Below are 15,588 nucleotides of genomic sequence, written 5' to 3' on the forward strand. Positions count from 1 at the left end.
GGAGACACCTCCCGCGCCGGCTCGTCGCGGGAGAACGCTCTTCTCGTTTCCGAACGCCTATCGTCGATTTTCGGCAGTGACGCATAGCGGTGTTGGTGCGCGGCGTTTTTTAAAAACGCCGGCGGCGTTGAGAAAGTCAGATCCTCGATGATCGTGTTTCTCCAGGCGATTGCGTCGACGGTAGGGCCGCGCGGGCGTCGTTCGACGCTGCTTCTCGCGCTCGGCTGTGCGACAGTCGGATCTCTTGAGGCGGGCGCCGCCGCCGCCTTCGACGCGTCGGAGCCGCGCTCCCTCGCCGCCGCCACTCAGCCGTTGACCATCTTCAAGGATCCGCAGGCCGCTCTGCGCGCCGGGCTCGAGAGCTATCACGCCGGCAACGCCAAGAAGTCGGTGGAGGCGCTGCGCTACGCCGCCGACGGCGGCGAATCGCTCGCCCAATGGAAGCTCGGCCGCATGTATGCGGATGGCGACGGCGTCGCCCGCGACGACGCCAAGGCCTATTCCTATTTCTCCAAGCTCGTCGATCATTTCGGCGAGGACGAGCCGAGCCCGCGCGAGCGGCTGATGGCGGCCGGCGCCTTCGTGGCCGTCGGCGTCTATTATCTCGAGGGGATCGCCGCCGCGAAGATCATGCCGGACGCCGGACGCGCCTTCGATCTCTTCCGCTACGCCGCGACCTATTTCGGCAACGCCGACGCTCAATATAATCTCGCGCGCATGTATCTCGACGGCAATAGCGTCTCCAAGGACGCGCGCCAGGCCGCCAATTGGCTCGATCTCGCCGCGCGCAAGGGCCATGCGCCGTCGCAGGCGCTGCTCGGCCATCTGATGTTCAACGGCGAAGCCGGCGGTCCGCCGCAGCGCGCGCGCGGCCTCATGTATCTCACGCTGGCGCGCGAAGCCGCTGGCGATCGGCCGACCGATCAATGGATCGTCGAGCTGCATTCCCGCGCGCTGGCGCGGGCGAGCGAGGCGGACCGCAGAGCGGCCGTGGCGATGCTCGAATATTATCTGACGCGCCGGGACTGATCCTTCTTCTCATCGCAGGGGAATGCGAGGCGATCCTGGAGCCGTCGGGCCCGGGAGCGCCTTTTCGCGTCGCGCTCTCGCTTCTTTTCTTCCTGCCATTCCTGGCCATCTGACTAATTTTGTCGCGCGTGCACATGCCGCATTGTGTCCCGAAAAGAGTTGGTGTAGGCTGACGCCGATGCGACGCTTTGTCGCGCATCTAGTGCAAAAAAAGCAAAATAAAGCACCAACATTCGGAGGATCGTCACATGTCAACAATCGGACACAGCAGCGCTGAGATCGGCAAGACTGTTCTGTGGATGGTCGCTATCGTCGCTTTCGTCATCATCGCGCTGACGAAGGTTCCGGACTGGATTTCCCCCGCCGGCACCAACGGCACGGGCAACGGCAGCGACCCCGGCGTCGGCCGCACCGTCAAGATGATTCAGTAAGATCGACGATCTCTCGCCTTTCGTCTGCGGCTTCGCCCACCCTTCTCGTGGAGTTCGCGGCTTGGCGTTGATCGCCGACTTCTAAAAAAAGTCACACTCGATCCGCCTCCTCCGCCTCGTTGTCGCGACAATGAGGCGGAGTGAGGAGGACGAGTAGGCGCGAGGACGCCGACTTCCTCGCGTGTTCGAGAGCGCCGCCTCGAAAAAGCAGCGCACCCCTCTCCATCGTCCTCAAAATTGCAGCGTCGTCGCGAAGCGCACTCCCGCCAGCGCGGCGATCTCTCGCATCGTCTCGCGCGGCGCCGGCTCGTCGATCGCGACCAGGGCCACGGCGGAGCCGCCCAGCCGGTCGCGCCCCAGCGCGCAAGTGGCGATGTTCACGCCCGCCGCGCCCAGCAGCCCCGCGAAACGTCCGATGAAGCCGGGTCGGTCGGCGTTGGACACGAAGATCATCCGCTCGGAGAATTCCGTCTCGACGCGGACGCCCTCCACGGCGACGATGCGCGGCCTTTCGTCGTGAAACAGCGAGCCGGCGAGCGTTCTCTCCCCGTCGCGCGTCGTCACCGAAACGGCGATGAGCGAATCATAATCGCTCTCGCCAGAGCGGGTGGCTTCGTCGATCGTTATGCCGCGCTCTTTGGCGATCGCCAGCGCCGAAACGAGATTGACCTCGGCGAGCGCCGGCCGCAGCACGCCCGCGACGGCCGCCGCCGTCATCGCCGGCGCATTGCGCTGCGCCGCCGCGCCTTCATAGGCGACCGTGATGCGCTCGATCGGCGATTCGGTCGATTGGCCGAGGAAGGAGCCGAGCTTCTCGGAAAGATCGATGAAGGGCGCGAGCCGCGGCGCCTCCTCGGCGCCGATCGACGGGAAATTCACCGCATTCACGATCGCGCCGCGCATCAAAAAATCCGACATTTGCTCGGCGATCTGCACAGCGACCTTCTCCTGCGCCTCGACGGTGGAGGCGCCCAGATGCGGCGTGCAGACGACATTCTGCCGAGAAAAGAGCGGATTCTCGCGCGCGGGCTCGGTCTCGAACACATCGAGCGCCGCGCCTGCGACATGGCCCTCGTCCAGCGCCGCGACGAGCGCGGCTTCGTCGAGGAGCCCGCCGCGCGCGCAATTGACGATGCGCACGCCGCGCTTGGTCTTTTGCAGCGATCGCGCGTTCAGCAAGCCCCTGGTCTTGGCGGTGAGCGGCGTGTGCAGCGTGATGAAATCGGCGCGCTGGAGCAGCGAATCGAGATCGACCGGCTCGACGCCGAGCCGCCGTGCGTGCTCCTCGGTGAGAAAAGGGTCATAGGCGATGACGCGCATGGCGAAACCGAGCGCGCGCGTCGCGACATTCGCGCCGACATTGCCGCAGCCGATGACTCCCAGCGTCTTGCCGGCGAGCTCGACGCCCATGAATCGGTTCTTCTCCCATTTGCCGGCGCGGGTGGAGGCGTCGGCGGCGGGAATCTGGCGGGCGAGCGCCAGCATTAGCGCCATCGTATGCTCGGCGGTGGTGATGGAATTGCCGAAGGGCGTGTTCATCACGATCACGCCGCGCGCCGTCGCCGCGGCGACATCGACATTATCGACGCCGACGCCCGCGCGGCCGACGACCTTCAGCCGCTCGGCCTGCGCGAGGAGCGCTTTGTCGACTTGCGTCGTCGAGCGAAGGGCGAGGCCGTCATAGGCGCCGATGGCGGCGGCGAGCGCGAGGGCGTCCTTGCCCAGCTCCGGCCGGTAATCGGCGTCGACTCCGCGCGAGCGAAAGAGCTCGAGGGCAGCGGGCGAGAGCGCGTCGGATACGAGCACGCGTTTGGGCATGGGGCCTCCCTCGGCTGCGCCGAGCGAACTCGCCCCCTTCGACGCCGCGCTCCTGCGGCGTCCGTCCCGGTCCCTAGATCGTGACGCGCGGCCCGTATCTCAAGCCGCTTGTCTCAAGCCGCTTTGGCCAATTGCGCGACCGCCTCGGCATAGGCCCAGTCGATCCATCGGGTCAGCGCCGCGACGTCGCTCGCCTCCACCGTGGCGCCGCACCAGATGCGCAGGCCGGGCGGGGCGTCGCGATAGGCGCCGAAGTCGAAGCCCGCGCCTTCCTTCTCGACGAGGCCGACGATGCGCGCGGCGAGCGCCGATTGCTCCGCCCGCGGCTTGGCGGCGATGGCGGGATCGGCGAAAACGAGGCAGACGCCGGTGTTGGAGCGCGTCGCCGGATCCTGCGCGAGATGCGTGAACCAGGATGTCTTCTCGACCCAATCGGCGACGACTTTGGCGTTGGCGTTGGCCCGCGCGAAGAGCGCGTCGAGGCCGCCGATCGACTTCGCCCATTTCAGCGTGTCGAGATAATCCTCGACGCAGAGCATGGAGGGCGTGTTGATCGTGTCGCCCTCGAAAATGCTCTCCACGAGCTTGCCGTTCTTGGTGAGGCGGAAAATCTTCGGCAGCGGCCAAGCGGGCGTGTAGCTCTCCAGGCGCTCCACGGCGCGCGGCGAAAGGATGAGCATGCCATGCGCCGCCTCGCCGCCCATCACCTTCTGCCAGGAGTAGGTGACGACGTCGAGCTTGTCGAATTCGAGCGGCTGCGCGAAGGCGGCCGAGGTCGCGTCGCAGATGGTCAGCCCCTTGCGGTCGGCGGGGATGAAGTCCGCGTTCTGCACGCGCACGCCGGCGGTGGTGCCGTTCCAGGCGAAGACGAAATCATTGTCGAAGTTTATCTTCGAGAGGTCGGGCAGTTCGCCGAAGGGGGCGACGAAGCTGCGGGCGGCGCCCGGCTTCAGCTGCTCGATAATGTCGGTGACCCAATCCGAGCTGAAGCTCTCCCAGGCGGCGACATCGACGCCGCGCGCGCCGATCAGCGACCATAGCGCCATTTCGACGGCGCCCGTGTCGGAGGCGGGGACAATGGCGATGCGATGGCTCGCCGGCACGCGCAGAACTTCGCGCGTCAGGTCGATGGCTTCTTTCAGCTTCGCTTTTCCGGCAGGGGAGCGGTGCGAGCGGCCGAGCGCCGCGCCAGCGAGCGCGTCCAGCGTCCAGCCGGGACGCTTGGAGCAGGGGCCGGAGGAAAAACGTGGATCGGCCGGCTTCACGCCGGGCTTTTGGATGGGCATTTTTGTGCTGCCTCCCCGGGGCATGGATTTTCGGATGCTGCGCTACGCGCAACACGTCTTCGCGTCAAGTCGGGCGCGAGCTGGGGCGGGGCTTCGGGTTAACGAGCAGACCTGTTCCAGCGTCATGGCCGCGCTCGTCGACGACAAGCGCGGCCATGACGTGGCTGTGTAGGGTTTGTTAACCTGGATTCGTAGCCCTGCAGGCTGGGGCGGGGCGGTCGCGGCCGGGTCTTGCGGCGCGCGCAGGGATGGGACGAAGGAGCCGACGCTTTGCGGCGTCCCGCCGCGGGGGCCCGAAGAGTCGGGCTCGCCTCAGTCGATCAGATAGCGGAAGCCGAGCCGGACCTGCTGAATGTCGAGCTTGCGCGAATGGGTGACGCCCAGCGCGTCCTTGCCGGAGATCGTGCCCAGATTGAGATAGCGATAGCCGATGTCGACCGACCAATGGTCGGTGATGTCATAGGCGAAGCCGCCCATGAAGGCATAGGCGAATTTCAAATAGGTGTTGCTATAGCTGCGGTCCCAATTGGCCATATAGGTGCCGAGCGTGTAGGGGTCGGTCCAGGTCACGCCCGCATAGGGAACGAGATTGCCTTGGAACCATTGCACCTGGGCCTTTTGGAACATCACGTCGACGCCGGCGCCGGCGCCGATATAGGGCGTGATCCCGCCCCAGGTGCCGAGATCGACATAGACATTCCCGAGGAAGACCGAGGTGGTCGCGCGGCTCTGCGAATAGGGCGAGCAGTCGGCGTAGACCGGGTCAGAACCAGTGAAGGGGCCGCCCGCGGGCGATCCCACCGCGCCGATCTGGCAGGGCGTCGCCTTGACATAGGGGGCGCCTGACTTGCTGTAGAGCGGCTGATAATCCGCCGTGAGATCGGTGCGCAGCCAGCTATTGTAGCGATAGCCGAAGCCGATGCCCGCCGACCAATTATTGACGAAGCTATTCGAGGTGGCGGAGCCGTCTATGTTCAGCACGGGCGAGCGCACTGCGGCGATGTCGCCGCGCAGATACCAGCCGGTTCCGAGCTCGACGGGCTCGTAATTCTGCTCGGGCTGCGACAAGAAGGGCATGTCCGCCGCGACGGCCGGGCCGGCAGTCAAAAGGCCCAGGGCCGCGCAAAAAAGCCCCGCCCCGGCGCAGGAACCGGAAAATCTCATTGGTTCATCCTCGCTTCGCGCCGGGCGGCCTCGAACGGGCCGCGACGCGGGTGATGAACAATGAGTAAGCGATTATACTTAATGCATACTTAATGGGCCCCGCCGCGGCCGTGCGCGGCGGGGCCGCCGCGTCCGTCAGAGGAAGCCGAACAGGCGGACCAGCAGCGGCGACAGGATCAGCAGCATGAAGCCGATATAGATCGCCGAGAGCGCGAAGGCCGGAATGAAGCGAAGCGAGGCGTGGCGGAAGATCCACAGGAAGACGGTGAACTTCCACAATACCAACGGAAACAGCACGAAGCCGACGAGCTTCATGGCCGGCATCGGCGGCGGAAATATCTGCGCGACGGCGAGCGACAGCACCATGGAGACGAGGCCGATGATCGCGCCCGTGGCGGCGAGGGCGACGAGCGTCTGCTGGAAACGGTCGCGCGTTCCGGCGAGGGTCAGAGCGCCGAAGGTCAGGGCGGCCAGCAGAACGGCGCTCACCAGGCCATAGGCGACCGAGGGGAGAATGTCGCCGGAGACCAATTGTCCGCCGGCTTCCGTGGCGACATAGGCGCCGAGGCTGATCCACAACGCCGGTCGGGAAGCCGGCAGAGGCGCCGGCCCGGCCTCGAGCTTGATGAGGTCGAGGAGCGCCTTGGGCGTCGGCGGCAGGCTTATGGACGGCGAGATCGACATATGACGGCCTATCGGGTTGGAGCCTCGTCGGCGGAAGGTCGCGACAGGCGCCCCCGCTGGCACAAAAGCGGCGAAGCCTGCGGTTCGAGAGAGAGCCGCAGGCGCCGCCGCCGCAACCGCGTCTCTATCATGCTTTCGGGCGCGGCGGAACAATGACCGACGCCGCGCCGCGGGGAACGGGTCACGGCAGCCTGCGGCTCCAATCCTCCGTCGCGATCACCTGCGCGACGCGATGCGCCGCCTCCGCCCAGGAGGAGCGGCTGACGGCGGAAGGATCGGCCGTGACGCGGCCGTCGAGAAGCTCCGCGATCCGCTCCGCCAGGGCCTGCGGATCATTGACGCGGAAATAGAGAGCCCCGGCGCCGCCGACCTCGCGGAAAACGGGAATGTCGCTGCAGATCACCGGGCGGCCGCGGCGCGCGGCCTCGGCGATGGGCAGGCCGAAACCCTCCGCATAGGAGGGAACCAGCGCCGCCGCGCTCCTGTCGTAGAGAAAGGCGAGCTCGGCGTCGCCGACGTCGTCGAACCAGAAGAGGCGCCGCCCGAATTCGGCATGGGCGTGGATTTCGGCGGCGATCGCCTCCTCGAACCAGCCGCGCCGGCCGACGAAGACGAGCCGCGCGTCGCGGCCGGCGCGCCAGAGCGCCTCGAAAGCCCGGAGCGCGACGCGGTGGCCCTTGCGCGGCTCCAATGTTCCGACGCTCAGAAACATGGCGCCCGCGGCCGCCGCGGCGACCTCCGGGCGGGGCGGGGCGGTCGCGCCTTCCGCAATGTCCGAGCCGCAATGGAACCAGCCGATCGAAAGCCCGGGCCGATGCGGCAGGCGCGTCCGCTCGACGAAATCGGCGAGCTCCTCGGCGACCGTGCGCGAGATGGCGAGAAAGGCGTCGCTTTCGACGAGCGCCCGTCGCAGCCATGCGGCGTAGCGCGGCGGCGTCACCTCATGGCAGGCGTGCGGGTAGAGGACCGGGATGAGATCGAAAATGCAGGTGACGATCTCGCCGCCGCCGGCGCGAATGCGGGCGAAGACCGGCTGAAACTCCTCGAAAGCATTCCAGCTGTCGGAGAGCATGAAGAAGCGATCGCCGGGCTCGATCTCGATCTCCCGATCGGGGCCGAGGGGCCCGCCGGCGAGCGCGGCCACGAAGGCGTCGCAGCCGAGCAGCCGGCCGCCCTCGCACCGCACGGCGACGGCTGGAATGGGAAGCGCGTCATCGCGATAGAGCGCCTGCGTGATCTTCTTGACGACGCGCTGTATGCCGGTCCCGGCGTCGTGTCGCGCCGTGGCCGTCACATCGACGAGCAGGCGTCTCGGCTTTGTCGTGTCTCGCGTCGTCGCGTCTCGGGTCGGGGGCGGCTCGGTGAGCTGCGTCTCGACCGCCGGAGCGGCGGCGCGGCCGGAGACGCGTCGCAACAGCGGCGTGACGGCGTCGACGAGGGCCGCCTCCAGCCGGCGCAGCGGGCGGAAGATCAGCCAAGCGGCGGAATAGACGTTTTTTTCGCGCTCATGGACGAGATGCAGAAGCTCGGCCCTGAGATAGTCGAGCTGATGCTCGAGGAGGCGGACGCGCTCCTCGAGACGCATCTCGCGGTCGCTCTCGGTCATTTCGCCGCTTCTGCGCGCCAATAGTCGAGCAGAGCGACGAGCGTCTCGTCGATCGTCCGCTGCGGGCGCCAGCCGGTCGCCGCGCGCAGCTCGGCGGCGGCGCAGCGGGCGAATGGGATGTCCGCCGGCCGCAGCCGCTCCGGATCGACGACGATCTCGAAATCGCGGCGCGCGAGCGCGCGCATTCTCTCGACCACGGAAGCGAGCGAGCGCGTTTCCCCCGACGCTATGTCGAACACATTGCGCGCGGGGAGGTCGGGGGCGATCGCGATGAGCCGCAGATAGGCGTCGATGACGTCGCGCACGTCCGAAAAATCGCGCTGCACCGACAGATCGCCCACCGCAAGGCGCGGTTCGGCGCGGCCATTCTCGATCTCGACGATCTGCGCGGCGAAGGAGGCGACGGCGAAGCGTTTGTCCTGCCCCGGGCCGATATGGCTGAAGGGCCGCGCCACGACGAGCCGCGCCGTTTGCGGCAGCACGTCGGCGAGCATGAACTCCGCCGCGAGCTTGGAGCGGGCGTAGGCGTTGAGCGGTCGCGGGATCATATTTTCCTGCGCCGGGCCTTCGCGCAGGCTCGACCCATAGACGTCGGCCGTCGAGGCGAAGATCACGACGGCGTCGGCCGCGTGACGCGCGAGCGCAGCGGCCAGATTGAAGGAGCCGATGAAATTGACGCGCCAGGTCTCCTCGGCGGCGACGAAGGATTTCGCCGCCGAGGATTGGGCGGCGAGATGGACGACGAGATCCGGCCGCGCTTCGCCGATCGTCGCCTCGACAGTCGCGGGATCGAGGAGATCGAAGGCTTTCGGAATCCAGCCCGGCGCGGGGGCCTCGCCCGCCCGCGCGAGCGACATGCGTCGCGCGTCGGGATAGGCGCGCGCCAGTCCCTCGAGCATATGGCGCCCGACGAAGCCGGAGCCGCCGGTCACCAATATGCGTTCGAAACGGGCCGCGGAGATGGACGCCGCTTCCTCGGTCATCGCGTTCCCGGATCCTGTTTCAGCCGCTCGAGATCGGCGTCGAGCATTTCGTGGATGAGCTGCTCGAGCGAGGTCTCGGGAGCCCAGCCCAGCGCCTTGCGCGCCTTGGACGAATCGCCGAGCAGAATATCCACCTCGGCCGGGCGGTAGAAATTCGGATCGATCACCACATGCGCCTCCATGTCGAGGTCCGCATGCGCGAAGGCGATGCGGCACATGTCGCGCACAGTGGTGGTGACGCCGGTCGCCACCACATAATCGTCCGGCGTCTCCTGCTGTAGCATCAGCCACATGGCGCGCACATAATCGCGCGCATGACCCCAGTCGCGCTTGGCGTCGATATTGCCGAGGCGCAGCTCCTTGGCGAGGCCGAGCTTTATGCGCGCGACGCCGTCCGTCACCTTGCGGGTGACGAATTCTATGCCGCGCAGCGGGCTCTCGTGATTGAAGAGAATGCCCGAGGAGGCGTGCAGGCCGAAGCTCTCGCGATAATTGACGGTGATCCAATGGCCATAGAGCTTGGCGACGGCGTAAGGCGAGCGCGGATAGAAGGGCGTCGTCTCGCTCTGCATCGGCTCCTGGATGAGGCCGTACATTTCCGAGGAGGAGGCCTGGTAGAAGCGCGCGCCGGGCGCGCCGAGCCGCATCGCCTCGAGCACATTGGCGACGGCGACGCCGGTGATATTGGCGGTGAGGATCGGCTGGCGCCAGGAGGAGGCGACGAAGGATTGAGCGGCGAGATTGTAGATCTCGTCCGGCTTCACCTCCTGCACGATGCGCAAGAGGCTGGAGAGATCGCCGAGATCGCCGTCGAGCAGGCGCACGTCCTGCGCGACGCCGAGCCAGCGGAGCCTGTGGTCCTCGACGCCCCGATGCGAGGAGCGGCGGATCACGCCAGAGACCTCATAACCCTTGCCGAGCAGAAGCTGTGCGAGATAGGCCCCGTCCTGGCCGGTAATGCCCGTCAACAGCGCGCGTTTCGTCATCGAAGATCCTCATTTCGGCGGAGCGCTCCGACGCCCGTCCGGACGTCGTATCGCCTGCGTCCACACGCGCGTCAGGCGTTCGCCTGCAATGGATCGGCTCGGGAGACGAGAACGAGCCACGCGCATCGCGCGGGCGAAATCTCGAGGCCGAGGTCCCGCGAGCCGTGGCTACGAGCGCAAGCGTATTACAAAACGCCTCGGCCGAAGGCAAGCCGAGTCGAAGACCGCCGGCTCGAAGCGCCCGCTCGGAGCTGCCTGCTTTCGAGGGCGGGGCGGTTCATGATCGGGCCGTTTCATGGTAGCGGATCGCGAGCAGCAGACAAAGGCGACGAAAATGGCGCGAGCGGAAGCGGTGGCGACGGACGAGCGGACGGTGGGCGTGCTGATGGCCGATCTCGGCGCCGGCGCCCGGCGGGCGGCGCGGGCGGTCGCTCTGGCTCCGGCCGAGACCAAAAATGCGGCTCTGCGCGCCGCGGCGGACGAGTTGCGCCGGCGCGCGCCGGCCGTGCTCGCCGCCAATGCGCTGGATGTGGCGGAGGCGAAGGGCCGCGGAACCGCCGCCGCTTTTCTCGATCGGCTGACGCTCGATGCGTCGCGCATCGAGGCGATCGCCCGCGGCCTCGAGGAGATCGCCGAGCTGCCCGACCCCGTCGGCCGTCTGCTGGCGTCTTTCGAGCGGCCCAATGGTCTCCTCATCGAGCGTGTCGCGACGCCGCTCGGCGTCATCGGCGTGATTTACGAGAGCCGGCCCAATGTCACCGCCGACGCCGGCGGCCTCTGCCTCAAGGCGGGCAACGCCGCGATTTTGCGCGGCGGCTCGGAGAGCCTGCGCTCCTCGCGCGCGATCCATGAATGTCTCGTCGCCGGCCTCGTCGCGGCGGGGCTGCCGGAGGCGGCGATCTCGCTGGTCCCCGTCGCCGATCGCGCCGCCGTCGGCGCCATGCTGGCGGGGCTGGACGGTAATCTCGACGTCATCGTGCCGCGCGGCGGCAAGAGCCTTGTCGCGCGCGTGCAGCATGAGGCGCGCGTGCCGGTCTTCGCCCATCTCGAGGGCATTGTTCATGTCTTCGTCCATCGCGAAGCCGATCTCGACATGGCGAAACGCATATTGCTGAACGCCAAGCTCCGTCGCACCGGAATTTGCGGCGCAGCCGAGACGCTGCTGGTCGATCGCGCCTGCGCGGCCACGCATCTTTCGCCGCTGGTGAAGATGCTGCTCGACGCCGGCTGCGAGGTGCGCGGAGACGCCGCGACGCAGGATGTCGACGCGCGCGTTCTGCCGGCGAGCGAGGAGGATTGGCGCGCCGAATATCTCGACGCCATCATCGCCGTCCGCGTCGTCGATGGGCTGGAGGCGGCGATCGCGCATATAGAGACTTACGGCTCGCATCATACCGACTGCATCATCACGCAGAATGAGGATGTGGCGCGGCGCTTCATGGCGGAGGTGGATTCGGCGATCGTGCTGCACAACGCCTCGACGCAATTCGCCGATGGCGGCGAGTTCGGCTTCGGCGCCGAGATCGGCATAGCGACCGGAAGGATGCACGCGCGCGGGCCGGTGGGGGTGGAGCAGCTCACCTCGTTCAAATATCGCGTCCACGGCGCCGGTCAGGTGAGGGGATGAGCGCGCGGAATCTTCGTGCGCGCTCCCTTCTCCCGCCTGCGGGAGAAGGTGGCCTCGCGCAGCGAGGTCGGATGAGGGCCCTTGCGACGACAGCGATTGACGGGACCAATTCGACTCGCATTCCGAAAGCCGCGGCGGCCCTCATCCGACCCGACTACGTCGGGCCACCTTCTCCCGTAAACGGGAGAAGGATGCGCGAACTTTCGAAGATTTCGCGATGATCCGTTTGCCGCCTCATGCGCCGGGGATGCGCATCGGCCTGTTCGGCGGCTCTTTCGATCCGCCGCATGAAGGCCACGCCCATGTCTCGCAGGTCGCTCTGCAGAGGCTGGCGCTCGATCGCCTCTGGTGGCTGGTGACGCCCGGCAATCCGCTGAAGGAGACCGCCGGCCTTCCCTCGCTCGCGCAGCGCATCGCCGCGGCGCAGAAAATCGCTCGCGATCCGCGCATAGTGGTCACTGGGCTCGAGGCGGAGATCGGCGCGCGCTATACGGCGGACACGCTGCGCTTTCTGCATCGGCGCTGCCCCCGCGTGCGCTTCGTCTGGATCATGGGCGCCGATAATCTGCTGCAATTCCACCGCTGGCGCGATTGGGAGGAGATCGCGCGCACGACGCCGATCGCCATCGTCGATCGGCCAGGCGCGACCTTTCGCGCCGCCGCGGCCAAAGCGGCGCAACGCTTCGCGCGCGCGCGCCTGCCGGAGAGCGCCGCGGCGCTGCTCGCCGACATGCCGCCGCCGGCTTTCGTCTATCTGCACGCGCCGCGCGTGGCGCAGTCTTCCACCGCGCTGCGCAGCGCGAGATTATTTGCCGGCGCTGCGGCGCTGCCACCAGAGCAGGGCCGCCCCTAGGCCGATCATCGGCACCACGACCAGCACATAGGTCCAGACCGTGCCTTCGTCATAAGGGTGGCTGTCGTAATAGCCGAACTCGACCGCCTGCTGATACGGGTTGCGGAAGAAGAAGGTGACGAACACCCACAAAGCGAGGATGACGGCCGTGAAGAACATCAGCTGACGGCTGGCCAGCAGACGCGGAATGCGGTCTTTCGGGGGCTCTTCGGTCATAGGCGGCGCTCCTCGGTTATTATTTTCCACCTTCATCGTGCGCGCTCCTTCTCCCACTTTGTGGGAGAAGGTGGCCTCGCGAAGCGAGGTCGGATGAGGGCTGTTGCGGCTCGCGGCCTGTTATCCGTTTCGTGCGAACGATATCATTCGCGGTCACGGCCAGAGCCCTCATCCGACCCGGCTTCGCCGGGCCACCTTCTCCCGGAACGGGAGAAGGGAGCGCAGCGGCGAGGCTTCGCCCTCTTATATCACACCGCCGCGCCGTAGAGATCATAGGCGTCGGCGCGGTCGATCTTCACCGTCACAATGTCGCCGGCGCGCAGCGGGCGGCGCGAGGAGATGTGCACGGTTCCGTCGATCTGCGGCGCGTCCGCTTTGCTGCGGCCGCGCGCGAGGCTGGTCGGGCCGCCGCCCGGCTCGTCCACCAGAACCTGCAGCCTTTTGCCGATCTTGCGCTTCAGCAGGCGGGCGCTCACCTTCTGCTGGCGCTCCATGAAGCGCTTCCAGCGGCTGTCCTTCACCTCGGGCGCGATGGCGTCGAGCGGCAGATCATTGGCCGGCGCGCCGGCCACGGGCTCGTAGCGGAAGGCGCCGGCGCGGTCGATCTCCGCCTCCTCCAGCCAATCGAGCAGATAGGCGAAATCCTCCTCCGTCTCGCCGGGAAAGCCGACGATGAAAGTGGAGCGCAGAGCGAGATCGGGGCAGATTCGCCGCCATGCCTTTATGCGCTCCAGCGTCTTTTCCTCATTGGCGGGACGCTTCATCGCCTTCAGCACGGAAGGGGCGGCGTGCTGAAAGGGAATGTCGAGATAGGGCAGGATATTGCCCTGCGCCATCAGCTCGACGACCTCGTCCACATGCGGATAGGGATAGACATAATGCAGCCGCACCCAGGCCCCGAGCGAGCCCAGCTCGCGCGTGAGATCGAGGAAACGCGCGCGCACGGCGCGGTCGCCCCATTGGCTCTCGGAATAGCGCAGATCGCGGCCATAGGCGCTGGTGTCCTGCGAGATGACCAGCAGCTCCTTGACGCCGGCCTTCACCAGCCGCTCGGCCTCGCGCAGCACGTCCGCCGCCGGTCGCGAGGCCAGCGAGCCGCGCAAATGCGGGATGATGCAGAAGGAGCAGCTATTGTCGCAGCCCTCTGAAATCTTCAGATAGGCGTAATGGCGCGGCGTGAGCTTGACGCCCTGCTCGGGCACGAGATCGAGGAAAGGATCATGGCTCGGCGCGGCGGCGGCATGGACGGCCTCGACCACGCTCTCATAGGCCTGCGGGCCGGTGATCGCCAGAACATCGGGGAAGCGCTCGGCGATCGCCTGCGGCTCGGCGCCCATGCAGCCGGTGACGACGACCTTGCCATTCTCCTTCAGCGCCGCGCCGATCGCCTCCAGCGACTCGGCTTTGGCGCTGTCCAGAAAGCCGCAGGTGTTCACCACCACGACATCGGCCCCCGCATGGGTGCGCGAAAGCTCATAGCCTTCGGCGCGCAGGCGGGTGAGGATGCGCTCGCTGTCGACGAGCGCCTTGGGGCAGCCGAGCGAGACGAAGGAGACGCGCGGCGCCTCTTTGGCGGGCGCGGGCGGGTCGGCGGGGACGTTCTGCATGGGCGAAGGCTTGCCATGGCGCGCGCGCCGTGGCAATCGCCCGCGGCGCGGATCGAAACGTGAACTCGGCCAAACTCGAGCTGGGCCAAACTCAAGCCAGGCCAATCTCGAGGTAGGCCAAACTCGAGCCAGGCTTGGGGATTAACGAATTTTAAGGTTCGCGCCTCGCCGATCCCTGCTAGGCATGAGGTTTCCCCGGCGGCGCATGCCCACCGGGTCAGAAGGAAGAGGCTGCACGCCGTTGCTCAGAACCGTCATACTCGGAACCGGATCCTACGCCCCCGCGAAGGTTCTGACCAACGCCGACCTCGAGAAAATGGTCGCGACCAATGGCGCCTGGATCGTCAGCCGCACCGGGATCGAGGAACGGCGCATCGCCGCTCCGGGCGAATCCACCTCCGATATGGCCGCCGCCGCGGCGAAAAACGCGCTGGAGCTGGCCGGCGTCGACCCGCGCGAGCTCGATCTCATCATTGTCGCCACCGTCACCGGCGACGCCCAGACGCCCGCCTGCGCGGCGTTTCTGCAGGCCAAGATCGGGGCCGAGAATGCTTTCGCCTTCGATGTCTCGGCCGCCTGCGCCGGCTCGCTCTATGCGCTGACGATCGCCGATCAGTTCATCAAGACCGGCAAGGTCCGCCGCGCGCTCGTCGTCGGGGCGGAGACGCTGAGCCGCGTCGTCGACTGGACCAATCGCGAGACCTGCGTGCTGTTCGGCGACGCCGCCGGCGCCATGGTGCTGGGCCCGGGCGAGGAGGAGGGCCGCGGCCTGCTCTCGACCAGCCTGCGCACCGATGGGACCATGACCAGCATTCTCGGCATTCCGCGCCCCTATGATCCGCGCCAGGACGGGCCGACTCCCGGCGAGGCGCATAAGATCAAAATGCGCGGGCGCGAGGTCTATAAGGTCGCGCTGCGCCTGCTGCCGGAGATCGTATCCGAGGCGCTCGCGATCGCCGGCCTCGAGGCGAAGGATATCGATCACGTCATCGCGCATCAGGCCAACGCCCGCATCATAGAGGCGTCGCTGGCGCAGCTCGGCGTGCCGCTCGAGAAATGCTGGATGAATATCGCCCGTTTCGGCAACACGTCGAGCGCCTCCATGCCGATCACTCTGGACGAGGCCAATCGCGCCGGACGGCTGAAGAAGGGCGATGTGATCGCCATGATGGCGATCGGCGCCGGAATGACATGGGGCGGCGCGGTGATGCGCTGGTGAGGCGCTTCCATGGTTTTCCCCCTCTCCGCGCTTGCGGGGAGAAGGAGGCGGCGAAGGCCGCGCGACGCGATCACGGGAA

At 67.2% G+C, this 15,588-nt stretch carries 14 protein-coding genes; 5 read left to right on the plus strand and 9 right to left on the minus strand.

Going from position 1 to position 15,588, the window contains the following annotated elements; genetic code table 11:
• Positions 1 to 147 precede the first annotated feature (147 nt).
• Both AC6IY7_RS11780 and AC6IY7_RS11785 read left to right on the plus strand, forming a co-directional pair.
• Positions 148 to 1,029, plus strand: coding sequence for a tetratricopeptide repeat protein (locus AC6IY7_RS11780; RefSeq protein ID WP_497779273.1), 882 nt, complete (start codon positions 148 to 150; stop codon positions 1,027 to 1,029).
• 248 nt (positions 1,030 to 1,277) lie between these two features.
• Positions 1,278 to 1,460 carry a hypothetical protein gene (locus tag AC6IY7_RS11785; RefSeq protein ID WP_161912931.1) on the plus strand — a complete coding sequence of 61 codons (183 nt, stop codon included), beginning with the start codon at positions 1,278 to 1,280 and terminating at the stop codon, positions 1,458 to 1,460.
• A 231-nt stretch (positions 1,461 to 1,691) separates the two neighbouring features.
• On the opposite strand, the gene serA is transcribed toward AC6IY7_RS11785, so the two are convergent.
• From serA to gmd, 7 genes are all read right to left on the minus strand, one after another.
• On the minus strand, positions 1,692 to 3,278 hold the full coding sequence (gene serA / locus AC6IY7_RS11790) for a phosphoglycerate dehydrogenase (protein ID WP_497779276.1): 1,587 nt from the start codon (positions 3,276 to 3,278) through the stop codon (positions 1,692 to 1,694).
• Between the two features lie 113 nt (positions 3,279 to 3,391).
• A complete protein-coding gene (locus AC6IY7_RS11795) occupies positions 3,392 to 4,564 on the minus strand; it encodes a phosphoserine transaminase (protein WP_497779277.1) in 1,173 nt (390 codons plus the stop codon).
• A gap of 312 nt (positions 4,565 to 4,876) precedes the next feature.
• Positions 4,877 to 5,728 carry an outer membrane protein gene (locus AC6IY7_RS11800; protein WP_497779278.1) on the minus strand — a complete coding sequence of 284 codons (852 nt, stop codon included), beginning with the start codon at positions 5,726 to 5,728 and terminating at the stop codon, positions 4,877 to 4,879.
• Between the two features lie 135 nt (positions 5,729 to 5,863).
• Positions 5,864 to 6,412 carry a hypothetical protein gene (locus tag AC6IY7_RS11805; RefSeq protein ID WP_497779280.1) on the minus strand — a complete coding sequence of 183 codons (549 nt, stop codon included), beginning with the start codon at positions 6,410 to 6,412 and terminating at the stop codon, positions 5,864 to 5,866.
• Positions 6,413 to 6,593: 181 nt separating this feature from the next.
• Positions 6,594 to 8,018 carry a glycosyltransferase family 4 protein gene (locus AC6IY7_RS11810; protein WP_497779282.1) on the minus strand — a complete coding sequence of 475 codons (1,425 nt, stop codon included), beginning with the start codon at positions 8,016 to 8,018 and terminating at the stop codon, positions 6,594 to 6,596.
• Positions 8,015 to 9,001, minus strand: coding sequence for an NAD-dependent epimerase/dehydratase family protein (locus tag AC6IY7_RS11815; RefSeq protein WP_497779283.1), 987 nt, complete (start codon positions 8,999 to 9,001; stop codon positions 8,015 to 8,017). Before AC6IY7_RS11815 ends, AC6IY7_RS11810 begins: the two co-directional genes overlap by 4 nt.
• Positions 8,998 to 9,987, minus strand: a complete 990-nt coding sequence (gene gmd, locus AC6IY7_RS11820) for a GDP-mannose 4,6-dehydratase (RefSeq protein WP_497779285.1) — start codon at positions 9,985 to 9,987, stop codon at positions 8,998 to 9,000. The genes AC6IY7_RS11815 and gmd overlap by 4 nt, the downstream gene beginning before the upstream one ends.
• A gap of 334 nt (positions 9,988 to 10,321) precedes the next feature.
• Here gmd and AC6IY7_RS11825 point away from each other — a divergent pair, with 334 nt between their 5' ends.
• Both AC6IY7_RS11825 and AC6IY7_RS11830 read left to right on the plus strand, forming a co-directional pair.
• Positions 10,322 to 11,614, plus strand: a complete 1,293-nt coding sequence (locus tag AC6IY7_RS11825; RefSeq protein ID WP_497779287.1) for a glutamate-5-semialdehyde dehydrogenase — start codon at positions 10,322 to 10,324, stop codon at positions 11,612 to 11,614.
• 217 nt (positions 11,615 to 11,831) lie between these two features.
• A complete protein-coding gene (locus tag AC6IY7_RS11830; protein WP_497779290.1) occupies positions 11,832 to 12,467 on the plus strand; it encodes a nicotinate-nucleotide adenylyltransferase in 636 nt (211 codons plus the stop codon).
• Here AC6IY7_RS11830 and AC6IY7_RS11835 read toward each other — a convergent pair.
• Both AC6IY7_RS11835 and rimO read right to left on the minus strand, forming a co-directional pair.
• Positions 12,420 to 12,683 (minus strand): hypothetical protein, encoded by a 264-nt coding sequence (locus AC6IY7_RS11835; RefSeq protein ID WP_026597898.1) that lies wholly within the window; start codon positions 12,681 to 12,683, stop codon positions 12,420 to 12,422. The two genes, AC6IY7_RS11830 and AC6IY7_RS11835, sit on opposite strands and share 48 nt — an antisense overlap.
• A gap of 248 nt (positions 12,684 to 12,931) precedes the next feature.
• Positions 12,932 to 14,290: a 30S ribosomal protein S12 methylthiotransferase RimO gene (rimO, locus tag AC6IY7_RS11840; RefSeq protein ID WP_497779292.1), complete on the minus strand. Its 1,359-nt coding sequence runs from the start codon at positions 14,288 to 14,290 to the stop codon at positions 12,932 to 12,934.
• 241 nt (positions 14,291 to 14,531) lie between these two features.
• Here rimO and AC6IY7_RS11845 point away from each other — a divergent pair, with 241 nt between their 5' ends.
• Positions 14,532 to 15,509: a beta-ketoacyl-ACP synthase III gene (locus AC6IY7_RS11845; RefSeq protein WP_497779294.1), complete on the plus strand. Its 978-nt coding sequence runs from the start codon at positions 14,532 to 14,534 to the stop codon at positions 15,507 to 15,509.
• Positions 15,510 to 15,588: the final 79 nt, after the last annotated feature.

Source organism: Methylosinus sp. is20ea, from assembly GCF_059718135.1.

Excerpts from the sequence above, each read along its gene's own strand:
- AC6IY7_RS11780 (WP_497779273.1), top strand. The coding sequence starts at position 148 with ATGATCGTGTTTCTCCAGGCGATTGCGTCGACGGTAGGGCCGCGCGGG.
- AC6IY7_RS11785 (WP_161912931.1), top strand. The coding sequence starts at position 1,278 with ATGTCAACAATCGGACACAGCAGCGCTGAGATCGGCAAGACTGTTCTG.
- serA (WP_497779276.1), bottom strand. The coding sequence starts at position 3,278 with ATGCCCAAACGCGTGCTCGTATCCGACGCGCTCTCGCCCGCTGCCCTC.
- AC6IY7_RS11795 (WP_497779277.1), bottom strand. The coding sequence starts at position 4,564 with ATGCCCATCCAAAAGCCCGGCGTGAAGCCGGCCGATCCACGTTTTTCC.
- AC6IY7_RS11800 (WP_497779278.1), bottom strand. The coding sequence starts at position 5,728 with ATGAGATTTTCCGGTTCCTGCGCCGGGGCGGGGCTTTTTTGCGCGGCC.
- AC6IY7_RS11805 (WP_497779280.1), bottom strand. The coding sequence starts at position 6,412 with ATGTCGATCTCGCCGTCCATAAGCCTGCCGCCGACGCCCAAGGCGCTC.
- AC6IY7_RS11810 (WP_497779282.1), bottom strand. The coding sequence starts at position 8,018 with ATGACCGAGAGCGACCGCGAGATGCGTCTCGAGGAGCGCGTCCGCCTC.
- AC6IY7_RS11815 (WP_497779283.1), bottom strand. The coding sequence starts at position 9,001 with ATGACCGAGGAAGCGGCGTCCATCTCCGCGGCCCGTTTCGAACGCATA.
- gmd (WP_497779285.1), bottom strand. The coding sequence starts at position 9,987 with ATGACGAAACGCGCGCTGTTGACGGGCATTACCGGCCAGGACGGGGCC.
- AC6IY7_RS11825 (WP_497779287.1), top strand. The coding sequence starts at position 10,322 with ATGGCGCGAGCGGAAGCGGTGGCGACGGACGAGCGGACGGTGGGCGTG.
- AC6IY7_RS11830 (WP_497779290.1), top strand. The coding sequence starts at position 11,832 with ATGATCCGTTTGCCGCCTCATGCGCCGGGGATGCGCATCGGCCTGTTC.
- AC6IY7_RS11835 (WP_026597898.1), bottom strand. The coding sequence starts at position 12,683 with ATGACCGAAGAGCCCCCGAAAGACCGCATTCCGCGTCTGCTGGCCAGC.
- rimO (WP_497779292.1), bottom strand. The coding sequence starts at position 14,290 with ATGCAGAACGTCCCCGCCGACCCGCCCGCGCCCGCCAAAGAGGCGCCG.